This is a genomic window from Streptomyces sp. CHD11, assembly GCF_018638295.1.
Lineage (GTDB): Bacteria > Actinomycetota > Actinomycetes > Streptomycetales > Streptomycetaceae > Streptomyces.
In genome coordinates, this window is sequence record NZ_JABTTS010000001.1 from 292862 (window position 1) to 309549 (window position 16688).

Sequence of the window (16688 nt, forward strand, 5' to 3'; positions counted from 1 at the left end):
CCGCACGACTGGAGCACACACGGTGCCGTCACAGCACGCAGTCCCCCTCCCCTTCCCCGGGGACCGCCAGGACCTGCGGGCCGACTGTTCCGCCTGCTTCGGCCTGTGCTGTGTGGCCCTGCCCTTCGCCCGCTCCGCCGACTTCGCCGTCACCAAGCCCGCCGGGAAGCCCTGCGCGAACCTCACCACGGAGTTCCGCTGCGGCATCCACGAACGGCTGCGCGAGACGGGGTACGCCGGCTGCACCGTATTCGACTGCTTCGGCGCCGGCCAGAAGGTGTCCCAGGTCACCTTCGGCGGCACCGACTGGCGCGCGGCACCGGAGACGGCACCCGACATGGCCGGGGTCTTCCCCGTGATGCGGCAGTTGCACGAGCTGCTCTGGTACATCACCGAGGCCCTCGGCCTGGCGCCGGCCCGCCCCGTGCACGAGGAGCTGCGGCGGGCGCGGGACCGGATCGACGGCCTGACCCGCGGCAGCGCCGGATCGATCGTCGAATTGGACGTGAACACACTGCGGGGCGAGGTCAACGTCCTGCTGCTGCGGGCGGGCGAGCTGGCCCGGGCCCATCTCCCGGGCCGCAGGAAGAACCACCGCGGAGCCGATCTCGTCGGCGCGAAACTGTCCGGCGCCGCTCTGCGGGGGGCGAGCCTGCGCGGTGCCCTGCTCGTCGCCGCCGACCTCAGCGGAGCGGACCTGCGGGACGCGGATCTGATCGGAACGGATCTGCGCGACGCCGATCTCAGCGGCGCCGATCTGACCGGTGCCCTGTTCCTCACCCAGGCACAGCTGAACGCCGCCCGGGGCGACGCCGCCACCGTGCTGCCGCCCGCCTTCAGCCGCCCGTCCCACTGGTAGCCGGCCGCTCCCGACCGCCCCGCGGTGGTGGCCGGCCGTGCGCGGACCTCGTCGCGCGTCGCGCCGCCCAGGCGGTGTCCTCCCGGACGGAAGTCAGCCGGCCGCGGTGTCGAAGCGCAGCCGTACCTGTTCCTCGAGGCGCCGCAGGCTCGACTCCAGGGCGTCGCCCACATGCTTCCCGCCCGGGTCGTGACCGTCCTCGAGGAACGAGAGGTGCACCGTGACCTCGCTCGCCCCGCTGCCGATACCGGCCACCTGGAGCCAGCCGGTGTATTCGCCCCGGTCACGCGTGCCCCATTCGATCCGCATCTGGTCCGGCCTGGCACGCAGCAGGGCGGAGGTGTCCTCGTCGGTCCGGTCCTCGTGGACGGTGACGGCGGGCAGTTCCTCCGCGTGCACATGCAGTGCCTCCGGCAGCCAGTCACCCATCTGGTCGATGTTCGCCGCCTGATCGAAGACATGCTCGGGTGATGCGGGCATCGTGCGGGAGCGTTCGTACTCGGTCATCGCCGGTACCGCCTTCCGGTGGGGTCGCGCGGCAAGCGCGTGACGGAGGCCCGGGCCGCCGTGCGGCCGTGGCGGGCCCACGGCGGCCCGGGCCCGTGTCGTCATTCGTTGTCGAAGACCGCCTTCTGCACCTCGTCGGGGCCGTCGAACCGGTTGCTCCCGCTCCGCGTCAGCTTCTGGACGAGAGTGTTGTCCGCGCCGTTGCTCTTCGCCAGCGCGACCAGGTCGTCACGGCCGGCGGGGTACTCGGCGCCCTTCAGAGCCTTCTGCAGTTCGATGGGGTTGAGCTCGGCCATGTCGGCCTCCCTCGGTGGAGCGACGCGGCGGATCCGCGCGAGGACGTGGCGGGTACCCAGGGCGCTGAGAGGTGATTCTCCATCCCCGGGGACCGGCGGAGATCCGGTCCGGGGGAGATCCGGTCCGGCGGAGATCCGGTCCGGCGGAGATCGCGTCGGCGGAGATCCGGTCCGGCGGCGCGGATACCCGAGTAGGCGGAGCCGCGGGCCCGGGTAGGCGTACTCAGGCGCCGGGACCGGGATCGCACCAGGCTGAGGTGCACCACGTCCGTCCGTCGAGAGGCCGTCCCGTGCTCAGCCGTGCCGCCGCCGTCCTGCTGCCCCTGTTCGGGCGGCTCACCGTCACCCGAGAAGCCGACGGGCACATCCCCGCGGGCAGTGTCTTCGTCGCCAACCACGACTCGGTGGCCGATCCGGCCCTCGTACTGGCCGCCCTGCGCGGTGTGGGGGTGACGCCGGTCGTCATGGCGACGGCGGGACTGTGGCGTGTGCCGGTGCTGGGGCGCGCCCTGGCCAGGGACGGCCACATCCCGGTGCGCCGGGGAACCGCCCGCGCGGCGGACGCGCTGGAGGCGGCGGCGCGGGCGGTGCGGTCGGGGCGCCATGTGCTGATCTACGCGGAGGGGGGACTGCCCTCGCGCGAGGGCGCGGGGTGTGCCGGACCCCGGGCCTTCCGTACCGGTCTGGCACGGCTCGCGGCCGCCACCGGCGCTCCGGTCGTTCCCGTGGGCCAGGCGGGGGCCCGGCGACTCGCCTCCGGACCGGCCGCGAAACAGCTGGCGGGTGTGCTGACCGCTCCGGTGCGCCGGCCGCGTTTCCACGTCCACATCGGCCGGCCCGTGCACTTGCCGGCCGGGACTGCGGCGGGTACGGCGGTGGCCCGGCAGGCGGTCGGTGCCGCGTGGCGGCAGGCCGCCGACGCGGTGGGTGAGCCGGTCCCCGACGGCTCTCCCACCGGCTGCGCGTCCGCCGGCCAGGAGTCCCCCGCCTACGCGTCTTCCGCCTCGGTGTCGGTGCGCTCGGCCAGCCGCTCGTAGCGCTGCCGGGCGGCCTGCGGGCTGCGCAGGCCGAGCCCGAAGGCGATCTCCGGCCAGGTCATGCCGCGTCCCCGCGCCATCCGCAGCAGACCCGCCTCGAGCTCGTCCATCTCGGCGCGGGCGCGTGGCAGCAGACTCAGCGCGGCGGTGATGTCCGCGCGGTCGACCCGGGGTTCGCCGTCCTCCGGCAGCGCCGCGCCGCTGAGCAGGAACGACACCAGCCTGACCGCCTCGTGAGGACTGATCATGAAGGGATGGATCTGCCGACGGCGCTGACCGTCCGTGGCGGCGTGCCGTTCGGCGATGCGGAACAGGGATTCGTGCTCCCGGTGCGCGCGGGCCGCGCCGGAACTCGGTGGGGTGAAGGGATCGGTGGGCTGTTCAGGGGTGCCGGACATAGGACGAGCCTCGCCCATGAACATTCCGTTGTCAACGACATACACCGCCCATGGACCGGCCCGGGCGTCCGCCGCCCCTGGCTCGGTCGAGACGGACGGACGTACGGCCGGGCGGTGCCTGGAGGGCCACCGTGGTCGCCCCGGACGCCGGCGAGTTCCCCGGTGAGCGGGGCCTGTCCGGACGTCGACGGGAACCGCCTGCAGGTAGGGGGCATGGACGTCCCCGGCGAGCCCGCGCCCGCGTCCATCAGCGTGCAGCCGGGCGAGGACGGCCCGCGGACACGGATCGTGGTCCGCCAGTCCGGCGACACGGCGGAGGAACGCGGCATGGCCGAACAGGGCAGCACCACGCTCCCCGGCCATCCGGCCGTCTTCCCGGCCGGCGGCGCGAGCGGCCGCACCGCCTCGCGTGGTCCAACCCGCCCGCTGGTGCGACGCTGGGGTGGACAGGTTCCGAGGACGAGCACCCTGGAGGGAGACCGATGGGACGCGACGTCCCGGCGCTCACCTTCACCCGCGAGGACCGCCGCCGTTACCGGGTCAAGATGCAGGACTGCCTCGACGCGCTCGCGCAGATGCTGCGCGAGTCACGCTTCGAGGCCGAGCGGCCCCAGGTGGGGCTCGAGATCGAGCTGAACCTGGTCGACGACCGGGCGGAGCCCGCGATGCGCAACACCGACGTGCTGGAGGCGATCGCGGACCCGGCCTGGGACACGGAGCTGGGCCGGTTCAACCTCGAGATCAATATCGCGCCCCGCGGACTCACGGCGGGCGGCCCCGACGCCTGGGAGTCCGAGATCCGCGCGGCTCTGAACCACGCCGAGCAGCGCGCCAGGTCCGTCGGGGCGCATCTGATCATGACGGGCGTCCTGCCCACCCTGCGGCAGGAGGACGTCGGCGAGGGCGCGTTGTCGGAGAACCCCCGCTACCGGCTGCTCAACGACCAGATCTTCGCGGCACGCGGAGAGGATCTGCGCATCGAGGTGACCGGTGTCGACCGGCTGCGGACCTACGCGGACACCATCACTCCGGAGGCCGCGTGCACCAGCACGCAGTTCCACCTCCAGGTCTCCCCGGAGCGGTTCGCCGGCTACTGGAACGCGGCGCAGGCGATCGCCGGGGTCCAGATCGCGCTCGCGGCCAACTCCCCCTTCCTGTTCGGCAAGGAACTGTGGCACGAGACGCGCGTACCGCTCTTCGAGCAGGCCACCGACACCCGCCCGCAGGAGATCAAGGCGCAGGGGGTACGGCCCCGGGTGTGGTTCGGGGAGCGGTGGATCACCAGCGTCTTCGACCTCTTCGAGGAGAACCTGCGCTACTTCCCGGCCCTGCTGCCCCTGTGCGACGAACAGGACCCCGCGGACACGCTGGCGCGGGGAGACATCCCCGAACTCGGCGAACTGACCTTGCACAACGGCACCATCTACCGCTGGAACCGCCCGGTGTACGCCGTCGCCCGCGACAAACCGCATGTACGGGTGGAGAACCGGGTACTGCCCGCCGGTCCCACCGTCGCGGACACCCTCGCCAACGGCGCCTTCTACTACGGGCTCACCCGGGCCCTGGTGGAGGAGGAGCGGCCGGTGTGGTCACGGATGTCCTTCTCGGCCGCCGAGGACAATCTGCGGGCGGGGGCGCGCCACGGCATCGACGCCCGGCTGTACTGGCCCGGTATGGGCGAGGTGCCGGTGGCCGAACTCGTCCTGCGGCGGCTGCTGCCGCTGGCACACCGCGGGCTGGAGCGCTCCGGTATGGACGAGGCGTGGCGGGAGCCGCTGCTCGGCATCATCGAGCAGCGGTGCGTGACGGGCCGCAACGGAGCGGTGTGGCAGAAGGAGATGTTCCATCACATCGACGCCACCGCGCACTGCGGCCGCCATGAGGCGCTGCGGCGGATGACGCAGCAGTACATCGACTACATGCATCTCAACGCCCCGGTCCACACCTGGCCCGTGGAGTGACGCGGGCGGCGTCAGCCGGCGCTGTGCCCAGCACGCGTCCTGCCCGGTCGTCGTGGTCCGGCACCGCGAGGACGCCGGCGGCCGACGCTCCGGCCGGCGCGGCCCGGGCGGCGCGCGGCCGCGTCAGCGGTCCCCGAGACGGTCCAGGATGCCGGCCGCTTCCCGGCGCACGGCCTCCCGCGCCGGCTCGGGCAGTGACGCCAGGCCGGTGCGCTCCAGGTCCCGGAACAGCTGCTCCGGGCCGGAGTGACAGCCGGCGGTCCCGGTGATCACCTCGTAGCCGTCCCGGACGGCGACGGAGAGGTGGTGCCGGCCGTCGCCACCGGTGTGCACGGCGGTGGCCACGACGAGCGGCGGCGGGCCGCCCACTTCGCCGGGCTCCTTGCGGTAGCCGCTCGCCACGGGGTCCTGCCACCGGATCCCGAGCAGCAGATGACGCTTGGCCACCACTTCGCCCAGGTCGGTCTCGTACGCGCCGTCCCGGTCCAGGACGGTCGCCCGCGCGTTGAGGACCAGCGCCGCGGGGAGCAGACAGCGCAGGGTGCTGCCGACGATGTTGCCGCCGACGGTGGCCGTCCGGCGGACCGCGCCGGTCCCCACGGTCGAGGCGGCGCCGCGCAGCACCTCCGGCACCCGGTCGTCCACCTGGTGCAGCAGCACCGCCGCGCCCAGCGCCTGGCGTTCCGTCCGGTTGGCCTCGGGCAGTTCGCGCAGGGACATCGCCTGCTCGGGGAAGCCGTCGCGCTGCCAGAGGGCCCACACGAGCGTGGCGCCGCCGACGGGCACCGCCCCCTCGGCCAGACATTGCCGTGCTTCGGACAGGGTGGTGGGCAGACGCAACAACACGGCGGTCGACCTACTTTCCTCAACGGGGGCGGGGAACAAGCCACTTCGCTGGTGATCCGGGGCACTGCATTGTCGGCACCGTCGCGGGGGCGCGTACAGGGCTCACGAGTTCGCCGTGTGCGCCCATGGGTCGGGACCTTGCGCTCGGCCGGGTACTTGCTCCATGGTTGACGCGCGTCACATGGCTCGTCATCTGCAGAACCACACCTCCCGGAACCGGAGTTCGCATGTTCGGACGTGCAGTACGCCTGCTTCTCTCGGTTGTCATGCTCGCGACTGGATTGGTCGTGGGCTCCGTCGCCACCGCGGGCACCGCGCACGCGGACGGCTGTTACACCTGGACCCGCACCCTGTCCCAGGGCGCCTCGGGCGCCGACGTCACCCAGCTCCAGATCCGGCTCGGCGGTTACCCGGGCCAGGGCTCCGTGCTGGCCGTGGACGGCGCCTTCGGGCCGGCCACCATGGCCGCGCTCAAGCGCTTCCAGTCGGCCTACGGCCTGTCCGCCGACGGCGTGGCGGGCAACCAGACGTTCAACAAGCTGTACGCCCTCCAGGACGACGACTGCACGCCCGTCCACTTCTCCTACGCCGAGCTGAACCGCTGCAACTCGACCTGGTCGGGCGGCGCGGTCGCTGCCGCGACGGCCAGGTCCAACGCGCTGCGGACGATGTGGAAACTGGAGGCCCTGCGGCACGCGCTCGGTGACCAGCCGATCCGGGTCACCAGCGGCTTCCGCTCCCACGCCTGCAACGACGCCGTGGGCGGGGCGAGCGGCAGCCGCCATCTGTACGGCGACGGGGCCGACCTCGGCGCCGGACCGCACTCCCTGTGCACCCTGGCCAAGCAGGCCCGCAACCACGGCTTCCGCGGCATTCTGGGCCCCGGCTACCCGGGACACAACGACCACACGCACGTCGACCACCGCGGCAGCCGCTACTGGTCCGCGCCGACCTGCGGAATCTGACCGCACCACAGCCGCCCGGCGTGGTTCCCCGGCCCCGTTCCGGGGAACCACGGGCGCTGGAAAGGGCGGTGGGCCTCCCGGTCACAGCAGCCGCCGGATCTCCCCCCGCACCCGGTAGAAGCCGCCGGCCGCCGGATGCAGCGCGTCCACCACGTAGCGCGCGCCGGGCACCCGTATCGCGCGCGGGAACTGCACGTTCCACGACTCCTCGTAACCGCCGGACACGACATGGACGCGCAGCCGCCCGTTGTCCTGCACGCACTCGACCACCACGGCGCCGGCAGGCGGCTGCGCGACGGTGGCCACCGCGGTCGCGGTCGTCGCCGGCGTGTAGGTGGGCAGGGCCGCGGCGAGCTTGACGTCCCGCACGACCGGCACGCTGCCCTGCTGCGCCGCGGCGACCGCCGCCTCGCTCGCGTCCACGCACACCAGCGATCCGTCCGTGGTCACCAGGTACAGCCGCTCGTCCCGGTACTGCATCGACAGCGCCGATCCGCCCCCCGTGCCGAGCTTCCACAGCCGCGTGCCGTCCCGGTCGAAGCAGTAGACGGACGACGCGGCGTCCCCGGCGAAGACGAACCGTCCGCCCGGCGCGGTCGCGCACGAGTACACGGAACTGTCACAGGCGTAGGTGGCCTCGACGGCACCGGTCGCCTTCGACAGCCGCTGCACCACCCGGTGCGCCGTCCCCGCGTAGACGGTGTCGTCCTCCTGCCAGCCGAAGAGCACGCCGCCGCTCGTGGGCGTGTGCCACAGCTCGCCGCTGCCGTCGGGGGCGTAGGCCGTGACGCCCTGGTGGTGGCCGTGGTAGACGGCACGGTCGTCGGCGCGGACCATCCACGCGTGGTCGCCCTGGCTGCGGCGTGACCACTGGTGCTCGTCCTCGTGGTCGATGACGGTGAGCCGGCCCTCACGGTCGGAGACGTCGAGAACGCCCTCGTGGATGTCCAGCCAGAAGATGTCGACATCCGCCGCGATGTCGTAGGCGGCGAAGGGCAGTTTCGAGGACAGGTCGTAGACCCGGCCGTCGTCGCATCCCGCGTAGATCCAGAAGTCGTCGGCCACCAGGCACTTCACGCCGTCCGGCAGACTGAACCGGGCCAGCACGCTGCCCTCGTGGTCCAGGGTGAAGACGTCTCCGGACTGGTTGCCGACCCAGCAGCGGTCGTCGTCGACATGGATGCCGAACGCCGAGGAGCCCGTACCGAACCGCCACAGCACGGGAGCCACGGCGCGCGCGGTGGACGGTGCGGAGGCCACCTGACGCCGGGTCACCGAGCGCGGTGCCCGCCGGCCGGGCACCGCGGGCTCATAACCCTTGCGGACCTTCTCCCCCACCTTCTTCGCCGCGGCGGCGCGCGCCTTCGCCGCCGAGGGGAAGGTCGTCGTCTGCGTCTGCCCCGCGGCGCCGATCCGGCCGTACCGCACCGTCACCACCTGGGCGTCGACGGACACCTCGTAGAACTTGTGCGCGCCCCCGTCCTCCTGGGACAGCTCCAGATACGTCGTCGACACCGTGGACCCGGCAGACATGGCATACCCCTTTTCGGACGAGCCCGCGGTCGCTCCGGCGGGCCCACTGATCAAACCGTAAGGGGAGCCACTGACAACAGGAGGGCCGTCAGACGCCGAACTCCTGCGGTGAGAGACCGAGCGCCGCGCAGGCCTCACGCACGGCGAACTGCTCGGAGGGCTCGAAGCTGCCGTCGGCACCGGCGACGACCATGCCGGTCTGGACGACCGCCCGCGCCTCGACCGGTTTCTTCGCCGCCTTGGCGATGTCCTCCAGCGCCCGCGCCTTGCCCTGTTCGAAGTTGGCGGTGAGCCGGTCCACGTGCTCGTTGAACCGCTTGCGGAGCTGGTCCGGCGGGAAGTTCTGCAGGACCTCGTTGGAGACGATCAGCTCCTCCACCCGCTGCCGCTCCGCCGGGTCGACCCGGCCGTCGGCCGCCGCGACCAGCGCGCACATCGCCATGCTCGCGTCCCGGTAGGCGCCGCTCTTCAACTCCGTCTTGGCCGAGGCGAGCTGAGACTTGAACAGTCCCACCAGCTTGGCCTTGGAGCCGCCGCCGGAGGAGGACGACGACCCCTGCCCCTGCTGCCGCGCGCCTCCCGTCCGCCCGCCCTGGGACTGCTGGAGCGTCCTGGCCTGGTCCTTGAGCCGGTCCCACATCGCCATTCGGTGCCACCTCTGGTCGTATCGCCTGATTGTGCCGCTGTCCGCCCGGTCCCGGTCACCGGGACGGGTACTCACGGACCGTCAAACGCACGTGCCCCCGGCCGTGTTCCCGCAGGGCAAAAGAAGGTAAAAGACCATCGCGGCCTCAGCGGCCCAGACGGATTCGGTGGCCGGACGACCGGACGCCGCCCCGGACGGTGAGCTCCGGGGCGGCGTCCCTCAGGCGTCAGGTCCGGTTTCGGTCACGGCTCCGGCTCCGGCTCCGGCTCCGGCTCCGGCTCAGCCCACCGTCCACTTCTGGTTGGCGCCGCCCGAGCAGGTCCAGATCTGCAGCCGGGTGCCGTTGGCCGAGTTGTTGCCCGTCACGTCAAGGCACTTGTCCGCCTGCGGGTTGACGATGTCGCGTGCCCCGGTGACCACCCACTGCTGGGCCGCGGTGCCGTTGCAGTCCCACAGCTGGACGGGTGTACCGTCCGCGGTGCCGCCGGAAGCGACGTCGAGGCACTTGCCGAGCGCCCGGATCGTGCCGTCACCGCCGGCCGACCACCGCTGGGCGGAGGTGCCGTTGCAGTCGTAGAGCTGTACGGGGGTGCCGTTGGCCGTGCCCGCCCCCGCGACGTCGGCGCACTTGCCGGCCAGGCCGCGGATCGCCCCGCCGGCCGGCGCGTCACCCGTCGTCACCGATACGTGGTCCACCACGAGCTGCTGCGGGAAGACCGTGGAGCCGTCCGGGTCGCCGGGCCAGTATCCGCCCACCGCCAGATTGAGGATCAGGAAGAACGGCTTGTTGAACACCCACTGCTTCCCGCCCAGGTCGGCGGGTGTGCGCCGCTGGTAGACGTTCCCGTCCACGGACCAGGTGATCGAGTCCGGTGCCCAGTCCACGGCGAAGGTGTGGAAGGCGTCCGCGAAGGACTGGCCGCCCGGCAGCGTGTACCCGGCGCCGATGCCGCCGGAGCCGTAGTAGCCGGGTCCGTGGATCGTTCCGTGCACCGTGGAGGGCTCGAAGCCGACGTTCTCCATGATGTCGATCTCACCCGAGTCGGGCCAGTTCACCGGCGTGCCCAGCATCCAGAAGGCGGGCCACATGCCCTGCCCGCGCGGCACCTTCATCCGGGCCTCGACGTGCCCGTACTGTGCGGTGAACTTCCCCGCGGTGTTGAGCCGCGCCGAGGTGTACTGGCAGGTCCCGTACCAGCACTGGTAGTTGGACGGATTCTCCTTGCGGGCGGTGATGACCAGATGGCCCTGGCCGTCCAGAGCGGCGTTCCTGTTGCCGGACGTGTAGTACTGCCGCTCGTGGTTGTTCTCGTTGTCGCCGGTCTCGACCTGCCACTTCGAGGAGTCGACTGCGGCGCCGGCGGGTCCGTCGAAGGTGTCCGAGAACGTCACGGCCGCCGCCGCGGCGGTGACGTCCGCCGGCTGCCCGGCCTGTGCGGTGGTGCCGACCGCGCCGGAGGCGACCAGCGCGGCGGACAGGGCGGCGATCAGCCATCTGCGGCGGGTGCGCGGAGAGAACATGGCTCTCCCTTCCGTACGGCGGCCCGTGGGTACGGGCGTGCCGGACCGAGGTTGTGGGGGGTTGAATGCGCAACGACTTGATTCAAGAGGTGCGGTAAGCAGCCGTCAAGACCTTGGTACAGACCAGGAATCGGTGCCGCGCCCGGCCGGTCCCCGAGGCCGGCCGGTGCTTCACGCCGTTGTGCCCCACGAGGTCCGGTGGGCGCAGGCCGGGTCGTGCTCGGTGGCGCAGGACGTCCACCAGCGTTCGCAGCACGCGGCCTCCACCTCGGCCTGCGCGAGCGCCGCGGCCGCCACGTCGCGCCACGCCGCCCGGCGGCCCTCCCGCTCGCGCAGCACGGCGACGGCACGCCGTTCGTCGGCGATCACCGTCTCGCGGACCACGCCCACGACAGGGGAGAGGGCGGCCGCGGCCATGGCGAGGCTGGTCCAGAGGGGGACGGTGCCCCAGGTGCGCACGGCGCAGAAGGAGAGCCAGAGGGCGACGGCGACGTACAGGACGGTGAGAGTGCGGCTGCCCCTGCTCATGGCTCGTGTCCCTTCTCGGTCCGGCCGATGGACTCCTGATGCCCCGGATGCGCGCGGACATGACTCATCACCCCGGATTTCGAGCAAGTCCCTTTTGCTGCACGCGAGTTGCTACCCGTCCACGCTCCCCGTGCGCCACACTGCTGCCAGGGAACGGGGCCGTCAAGGGGAGAGCGGGGGCGGGGGCATGGTCGCGCACAGACCGGTCGTGGCCGCGGTGGCGGGAGCGCTGCTGGTGGCGGGCTGCACGGGGGGAACGGAAGAGGAGGCCGGTGCGGCCAAGTCGTCGGGGCCGGAGCGGAACACGGCCGGTGACGCGAGTCCCGGCCCGTCCTCCTCCGCCGCTCCGGACGGGGCGGACGAGCCGTACACCCTGCCGGAGGACCGGGCGCCCCGGACACGGGCCGAGGCGGTCGCCTTCCTGCGTGAACTCGAGGTTCAGCCCGACTACTTCGGCGTCGGATTCCGCAGGAACCGGCCCTACGAAAGCGACCCGTCCCGGTGGGCGGTCCTGGGCGAGGACTGTCTCTGGCACCGTGAGCCTCTGCCGGACCATGTACTGGCCGGCCTCACCCGGGCGTTCGTCCTGCCGGCCGCCGGGAAGAAGGAGGCCGTGTACGTCTCCCTGACCGTCACGGTGCACCGGAGCACCCTCGAGGGGCGCCGGGACATGGCGGTGTCCCTGGAGGAGGCGCTGCGCTGCCCGGAGCAGCGGCTGAACACCAAGGAACGGGTGCGGGAGTTGTACTCGCAGGCCAATACCTTCGACGACCAGCGCAACGCCATCGCCGAGGACGATCTGACGGAGAGCGGCGAGTGGCTGGTGGACGGGGAGAAGGGTGCGCGCCCGTTCGACTGGTTCAAACTCCGGCTGGGTCCCGTCACCGTGGCGGCGACCGCCCGTTACGGCGCCGGGCGCACCGGGGAGGAGCAGTCGGCCGTCTCGGCGGACGTGGTCAGGGGGGTCGGTTTCGTCGCCGCCGCGGTCGACCGCCGGGGGAGATCCGACGAAGCGAGCGGGAAGGCGGCAGGCGATGAGTGAGCCGCTGCGTCCGTCCGACCCCTCCCGCATCGCCGCGTTCCGTCTGCTGCGCCGCCTCGGAGCGGGCGGCATGGGCGTGGTCTACCTGGGACGCACCGACTCCGGGCAGCTCGCCGCGGTCAAGGTGATCCATGCCGAGAGCGCCGCCGACGACGGCTTCCGGGCCCGGTTCGCCCGGGAGACGGAGCTGGCCCGGCGGGTGGAGAACGCCTGGGTCGTGCCGGTGCTCGACGCGGACGCCGACGCGCTGACACCGTGGCTGGCCACGGCGTACGTACCCGGCCCCTCGCTCGCCGAGGCCGTCGCCGCGCACGGCCCACTGCCGGCCCGCGCCGCACGCGTACTGGGCGGGCTGCTGGCGGGCGCGCTGGCCGAGGTGCACGCGGCGGGGCTGGTGCACCGCGACGTCAAGCCCGGGAACATTCTGCTGGCGCCGGACGGACCACGGCTCATCGACTTCGGTATCGCCCGGGCCGCCGACGACACCGCGCTGACCGTCTCCGGCCAAGTGGTCGGCACTCCCGGCTTCCTCGCCCCGGAGCAGGCCCGCGGTGAGCCGGCCACCGCGGCGAGCGATGTCTTCGCGCTCGGCTGCGTCCTGGCGTACGCGCTGTCCGGCCGGCCGCCCTTCGGGACCGGGGAACCGGACGCGCTGCTGTACCGGACCGTCCACGACGATCCGGAACTCGACGCGGTGGAGAGCGGGGCACGGCCGCTGCTGCTGCGCTGTCTCGCCAAGGAGCCGGACACCCGCCCCACGGCGGCCGACGTGGCACGGCGGCTCTCGGAGGACGCCCCGGAGGCGGCCGGCTGGCTCCCCGACGCGGTCGCCGCGATGGTCGCCGCGCGTGCCGCCGAGGGTCTCGCGCTGCCCGGCGTCGAGCCGACGGTCGTGGACGAGGAGGCGGCCGGCGGCGCCGCCCCGGGGCAGGACGGGCCGGAGGACTCCGTCCGGCGGCCGGCCCGGCGCCGGCTGCTGCTGGCCGGCGGGGCCTTGCTGCTCACGGCGGGCGGCGCGGCCACCGCGGCGGTACTCGCGGCCCGTGACGGGGACCCGGGCGGCTCGAAGCCGGGACGTCCCTCGTACGTACTGGGCGTCCACGCCACCAGCGGTCCGGCGTCCGCCCTGTTCAGCGGGCCGGTGGAGCGTGCGGCACGCCTCGCGGCCGACAGTCACAACGCCGGCCCGGACCGCGGCTTCGACGTCACGGTACGGGTGCTGCGGGACCGGGGCGACCAGCGGAGCGCCCGGGAGGTGGCCGCGTCCTTCACGGCCGACCGGGACGTCGTCGCCGTCCTGGGACCGGTCGACGAGGTGTCGATGCGGGCCGCGGCCAACGTCTACGGCGGGGCGGGACTCACCCATGTCTCCAGCACCACGGGCCAGCAGGACTACTTCCTGACGTCGCCCCGGTCGTCGTTCCAGAGCGGCGCCTCCCATTCGGCGCTCGCGAGCTGGGTGGCGCTGCACGCCCTGGTGACCGGGAAGACGGGCCGGCTCGGCGTGGTGCTGGACCGGGCGGGCGGGACGGTCATCCAGGACCAGGGCACCCTGCTGGTCCGACAGTGGCAGGGGGTCCTGGGCGACGAAGCCCTGCCGAAGGTGGTGGCCGAGGAGACGGACGACGGCGTGGCGGCCGTCCGCTCCCTGCTGGCCGCGGGCGTGACGGCCTTCGCCTACCTCGGTCCGCTGGACGCCACGGTCCGGGCGGCCCGTCAGCTGGCCGCGGCCGGCTTCGACGGACCGCGGTGGATGCAGCACCAGCTGTACGGGACGGCGTTCCCGCGGCGGGCGGGCGCCGCCGGCGAGGGCTGGTACGTGGTGACCGCCGCCGCGGACACCACCGCGCTGACCACGGGACGGGCCAGGTCGTTCGTACGGGCGTGGCGCCGCCGCCACGGCACCGCGCCGGAGCCGTACGCCGCCGAGGCGTACGACACGGCGCGGATGCTGCTGACGGAGTTCGCGCGCTCGGTCCCGGCCGGCACGGGCCGCCGCCCTGTGCGGGCCGCCCTCGGCGCACGTATGGCGAAGGCCAGATACCAGGGCATCGCCCGTCCCTACGCGTTCGGCGAATACCATCAGTACGAGCCCGACGGCCGAGGCTGGTCCGACGGCACGTTCGTCCACGAGGTGAGCAACGGACGCTTCGTGCAACGCGGTTCGCTCACCGAACTCGAGCGCGCGGCGGAGGCTTCGGCCTAGCCTTGTCGTCGCGTTCCCGCCGTCCGCCCGGGGGGCGGGCGGGCCACGCGAGGTGAGGTGCGTGCTCCCGGCTGCCGGGCCCCGGAACACCGGACCGGATGTACCCGGTCACGGCGAGCGGGGGGCGCCCCTCTCGGAGGAGCGTGCACGGCTGCCCGCTGCGGACGGAACGGCGACGACAGGGCATGACGTACCGGAAGGGGAGGCACCGGGCATGGAGCGGCTCAGGCCGTTCGACCCCTCGGAGGCAGGCGGTCACCGTCTGGTGGGCCGGCTCGGTTCGGGTGGTATGGGCATGGTCTACCTGGCGCGTTCGCCGCACGGCACCTGGTGCGCGCTCAAGGTCATCCGGGCCGAGCACGCCGACGACGCCGGCTTCCGGGCGCGGTTCCGGCGCGAGGCGGAACTCGCGGCCCGGCTCGGCGGCCGGTGGACCGTGCCGGTCCTGGCGGCCGACGCCGACGCCGCCTCCCCGTGGCTGGCCACCGCCTACGTTCCCGGGCCCTCTCTCGCCGAGGCCGTCGCCCGTCACGGGCCCTGGGGCGAGAAGCAGCTCAGAGCCCTGGGCGCCGCCCTGGCGGAGGCGCTGGACGACGTGCACAGGGCGGGCCTGGTCCACCGGGACGTCAAGCCGGCGAACGTGCTGCTCACCGCGGACGGGCCCCGGCTGATCGACTTCGGCATCGCGCGGGCCGTCGGGGCGACCGCGCTCACCGCCGACGGCTCCGTGGTGGGCTCCCCCGGCTATCTCTCGCCCGAACAGGCGCGCGGCCGTGCGGTGGGCCCGGCCAGTGACGTCTTCTCCCTCGGCTGCGTCCTCGCCCACGCCGGCACCGGCCGGGCGGTGTTCGGCGGCGGCGGGGCGGCCGGGGCGCTGTACCGGACCGTGCACGGGGAGCCGGACATGGACGGCGTGCCCCCCGGCCTCGAACAGGTCGTACGGCGATGTCTGGCGAAGGACCCGGAGCAGCGGCCGGAGGTCGCGGAACTGCGCGCCCTGCTCGGCGAGTTCGAGGCGGACGGCTGGCTGCCGCGCGGACTGCCCTCGTTGATCGCCGCGCAGGCCTCGCACATCGTCGGCCTGCCCGTCCCCGACCCCACCGTGGTCGACGGCGGCCCGGCCGGTCCGCCACCGGCCGGGTCCTCCCCCACCCGGCGGCGTCTGCTCGTCACCGGCGCGGCGCTCGGCGCCGGCACCGCGGCGGCGGGTGCCTGGTGGCTCAGGCCCCGCGACGATCCCGGGGGCAGCGGACCGGGCAGCCGGCCGAGGTATGCCGTCGGTCTGCTCGGCCACCGCGCGGACAGCACCTTCGCGGCCCATGAGCACGGCGCGCGTCTCGCGGTCGACCAGCATAACCGTGGTGCCGGGCGGGCCTTCGACCTGACGCTGCGCACCGCCGACGACCGCGGCACCGCGAGGGGCGCGGCGTCGGCGGTGGCCCGCCTGGTCGCCGCACCGGACATGGCGGTGGTGCTCGGTTCCGGGACGAACGCGACCGTGCCCGCGGCCGTCGAGGCGTGCTCGCGCGCCCGGATGACCATCGTGGTCACCCGGGCGGACACCAACCGTCTGGACAGCCTGGCCCTCGGCACCGCGCTGTTGCTGCGCCCGACCCGGACCGCGGGACCTCCCGCGATCCTGCGTCACCTCAACCGGGTGGTGAAGGCGGACCGGACCGTGATCGTGCACGATCTCACCGACGCGGCGGAGACCAGCGCGTCGGTGCGGATCGTCACGGTGTACGGGAAGCTCGAGGGCGAGAGCGCGGTGGAGGAGGTCGGGGCGGGCGGGGGTTTCTCCGCCGTCGCCCGCCGTATCGCCGAACGCCCGCGGGACGCGGTCATGTTCGTCGGGCTGCGGGCCGAGCGTGCCGCCGGCTTCGCCCGCGCGCTGCGGGACACGGGGCACCGTGGTGCGCGCGTGGCGGGCGAGCACGTGATCGGCCGTCCGTTCCTCGCCGAGGCGGAGGGCTGGATGGTCGGCACCGCCTATGCCGACGCCGGGGCGGACCCGCGTCTGAGCGCCTTCGCCACCGCCTACCGCGACCGTTACGGCCGGTCCCCCGCACCCTGGGCGGCCGAGGCCCACGACGCCGTCCGGTTCGCCGCCCACGGCCTGGCAGCCGCCGGCGACGACGGCCGGGGCGCCCTGCGCTCGGAACTGCTGCGCCGCCCCTGGCAGGGCATCACGCGCAGAATCGCCTACGACCCGAGCGGTCACTTCTACGACACCGACCGGGACGGCGGCGGCTTCCTCTACCGGATCACCGGCGGCGCCACCCGCTTCGTCGCCCGCGCGGACGACATCGGCCGCCCGGCGTGACGGGGCACAGGGCCGGTCGG

15 protein-coding genes are annotated in these 16688 nt (G+C 73.5%); 7 read left to right on the top strand and 8 right to left on the bottom strand.

The annotated features are described in order from the left end of the window. Window positions 1–22 precede the first annotated feature (22 nt). Window positions 23–859 carry a pentapeptide repeat-containing protein gene (locus tag HTV45_RS01140; RefSeq protein WP_215203639.1) on the top strand — a complete coding sequence of 279 codons (837 nt, stop codon included), beginning with the start codon at window positions 23–25 and terminating at the stop codon, window positions 857–859. A 93-nt stretch (window positions 860–952) separates the two neighbouring features. On the opposite strand, the gene HTV45_RS01145 is transcribed toward HTV45_RS01140, so the two are convergent. Further along, entirely contained in the window at window positions 953–1366 is a 414-nt protein-coding gene (locus HTV45_RS01145) for an SRPBCC family protein (protein WP_215203640.1), read from the bottom strand. A gap of 101 nt (window positions 1367–1467) precedes the next feature. Beyond that, window positions 1468–1662 carry a DUF2795 domain-containing protein gene (locus tag HTV45_RS01150; RefSeq protein WP_215203641.1) on the bottom strand — a complete coding sequence of 65 codons (195 nt, stop codon included), beginning with the start codon at window positions 1660–1662 and terminating at the stop codon, window positions 1468–1470. 290 nt (window positions 1663–1952) lie between these two features. On the opposite strand from HTV45_RS01150, the gene HTV45_RS01155 reads away from it, so the two are divergent. After that, the gene (locus tag HTV45_RS01155) at window positions 1953–2699 is read left to right on the top strand and encodes a lysophospholipid acyltransferase family protein (RefSeq protein WP_215203642.1); all 747 of its coding nucleotides are present in this window, start codon (window positions 1953–1955) and stop codon (window positions 2697–2699) included. On the opposite strand, the gene HTV45_RS01160 is transcribed toward HTV45_RS01155, so the two are convergent. After that, window positions 2651–3097 carry a DNA-binding protein gene (locus HTV45_RS01160; RefSeq protein WP_215203643.1) on the bottom strand — a complete coding sequence of 149 codons (447 nt, stop codon included), beginning with the start codon at window positions 3095–3097 and terminating at the stop codon, window positions 2651–2653. The genes HTV45_RS01155 and HTV45_RS01160 overlap by 49 nt on opposite strands. Before the next feature lie 482 nt (window positions 3098–3579). On the opposite strand from HTV45_RS01160, the gene HTV45_RS01165 reads away from it, so the two are divergent. Continuing rightward, window positions 3580–5058, top strand: a complete 1479-nt coding sequence (locus HTV45_RS01165) for a glutamate-cysteine ligase family protein (RefSeq protein ID WP_215203644.1) — start codon at window positions 3580–3582, stop codon at window positions 5056–5058. Window positions 5059–5181: 123 nt separating this feature from the next. Here the strand turns inward: HTV45_RS01165 and HTV45_RS01170 are convergent, their stop codons facing one another. Continuing rightward, the gene (locus HTV45_RS01170) at window positions 5182–5904 is read right to left on the bottom strand and encodes an FAD binding domain-containing protein (protein ID WP_215203645.1); all 723 of its coding nucleotides are present in this window, start codon (window positions 5902–5904) and stop codon (window positions 5182–5184) included. 227 nt (window positions 5905–6131) lie between these two features. Between HTV45_RS01170 and HTV45_RS01175 the strand changes: the two genes are divergently transcribed. Then, a complete protein-coding gene (locus HTV45_RS01175) occupies window positions 6132–6869 on the top strand; it encodes a D-Ala-D-Ala carboxypeptidase family metallohydrolase (protein WP_251690874.1) in 738 nt (245 codons plus the stop codon). 81 nt (window positions 6870–6950) lie between these two features. On the opposite strand, the gene HTV45_RS01180 is transcribed toward HTV45_RS01175, so the two are convergent. From HTV45_RS01180 to HTV45_RS01195, 4 genes are all read right to left on the bottom strand, one after another. Continuing rightward, window positions 6951–8402, bottom strand: coding sequence for a WGR domain-containing protein (locus tag HTV45_RS01180; protein ID WP_215203647.1), 1452 nt, complete (start codon window positions 8400–8402; stop codon window positions 6951–6953). Between the two features lie 88 nt (window positions 8403–8490). After that, window positions 8491–9048 carry a tellurite resistance TerB family protein gene (locus tag HTV45_RS01185; protein WP_215203648.1) on the bottom strand — a complete coding sequence of 186 codons (558 nt, stop codon included), beginning with the start codon at window positions 9046–9048 and terminating at the stop codon, window positions 8491–8493. A 279-nt stretch (window positions 9049–9327) separates the two neighbouring features. Beyond that, the gene (locus tag HTV45_RS01190; protein ID WP_215203649.1) at window positions 9328–10569 is read right to left on the bottom strand and encodes a glycoside hydrolase family 16 protein; all 1242 of its coding nucleotides are present in this window, start codon (window positions 10567–10569) and stop codon (window positions 9328–9330) included. Window positions 10570–10740: 171 nt separating this feature from the next. Beyond that, window positions 10741–11097 (bottom strand): hypothetical protein, encoded by a 357-nt coding sequence (locus HTV45_RS01195; RefSeq protein WP_215203650.1) that lies wholly within the window; start codon window positions 11095–11097, stop codon window positions 10741–10743. A gap of 187 nt (window positions 11098–11284) precedes the next feature. On the opposite strand from HTV45_RS01195, the gene HTV45_RS01200 reads away from it, so the two are divergent. From HTV45_RS01200 to HTV45_RS01210, 3 genes are all read left to right on the top strand, one after another. After that, a complete protein-coding gene (locus HTV45_RS01200; RefSeq protein ID WP_251690877.1) occupies window positions 11285–12139 on the top strand; it encodes a hypothetical protein in 855 nt (284 codons plus the stop codon). After that, window positions 12132–14345, top strand: a complete 2214-nt coding sequence (locus HTV45_RS01205; protein WP_215203651.1) for a bifunctional serine/threonine-protein kinase/ABC transporter substrate-binding protein — start codon at window positions 12132–12134, stop codon at window positions 14343–14345. Before HTV45_RS01200 ends, HTV45_RS01205 begins: the two co-directional genes overlap by 8 nt. Window positions 14346–14559: 214 nt before the next feature. Continuing rightward, window positions 14560–16668: a bifunctional serine/threonine-protein kinase/ABC transporter substrate-binding protein gene (locus tag HTV45_RS01210; RefSeq protein WP_215203652.1), complete on the top strand. Its 2109-nt coding sequence runs from the start codon at window positions 14560–14562 to the stop codon at window positions 16666–16668. Window positions 16669–16688 lie beyond the last annotated feature (20 nt).

Bases quoted from the DNA above. Each gene is read 5' to 3' on its own strand.
- HTV45_RS01210 (WP_215203652.1), top strand. From the start codon at position 14,560: ATGGAGCGGCTCAGGCCGTTCGACCCCTCGGAGGCAGGCGGTCACCGT.
- HTV45_RS01200 (WP_251690877.1), top strand. From the start codon at position 11,285: ATGGTCGCGCACAGACCGGTCGTGGCCGCGGTGGCGGGAGCGCTGCTG.
- HTV45_RS01175 (WP_251690874.1), top strand. From the start codon at position 6,132: ATGTTCGGACGTGCAGTACGCCTGCTTCTCTCGGTTGTCATGCTCGCG.
- HTV45_RS01150 (WP_215203641.1), bottom strand. From the start codon at position 1,662: ATGGCCGAGCTCAACCCCATCGAACTGCAGAAGGCTCTGAAGGGCGCC.
- HTV45_RS01205 (WP_215203651.1), top strand. From the start codon at position 12,132: ATGAGTGAGCCGCTGCGTCCGTCCGACCCCTCCCGCATCGCCGCGTTC.
- HTV45_RS01185 (WP_215203648.1), bottom strand. From the start codon at position 9,048: ATGGCGATGTGGGACCGGCTCAAGGACCAGGCCAGGACGCTCCAGCAG.
- HTV45_RS01145 (WP_215203640.1), bottom strand. From the start codon at position 1,366: ATGACCGAGTACGAACGCTCCCGCACGATGCCCGCATCACCCGAGCAT.
- HTV45_RS01165 (WP_215203644.1), top strand. From the start codon at position 3,580: ATGGGACGCGACGTCCCGGCGCTCACCTTCACCCGCGAGGACCGCCGC.
- HTV45_RS01195 (WP_215203650.1), bottom strand. From the start codon at position 11,097: ATGAGCAGGGGCAGCCGCACTCTCACCGTCCTGTACGTCGCCGTCGCC.
- HTV45_RS01180 (WP_215203647.1), bottom strand. From the start codon at position 8,402: ATGTCTGCCGGGTCCACGGTGTCGACGACGTATCTGGAGCTGTCCCAG.
- HTV45_RS01190 (WP_215203649.1), bottom strand. From the start codon at position 10,569: ATGTTCTCTCCGCGCACCCGCCGCAGATGGCTGATCGCCGCCCTGTCC.
- HTV45_RS01160 (WP_215203643.1), bottom strand. From the start codon at position 3,097: ATGTCCGGCACCCCTGAACAGCCCACCGATCCCTTCACCCCACCGAGT.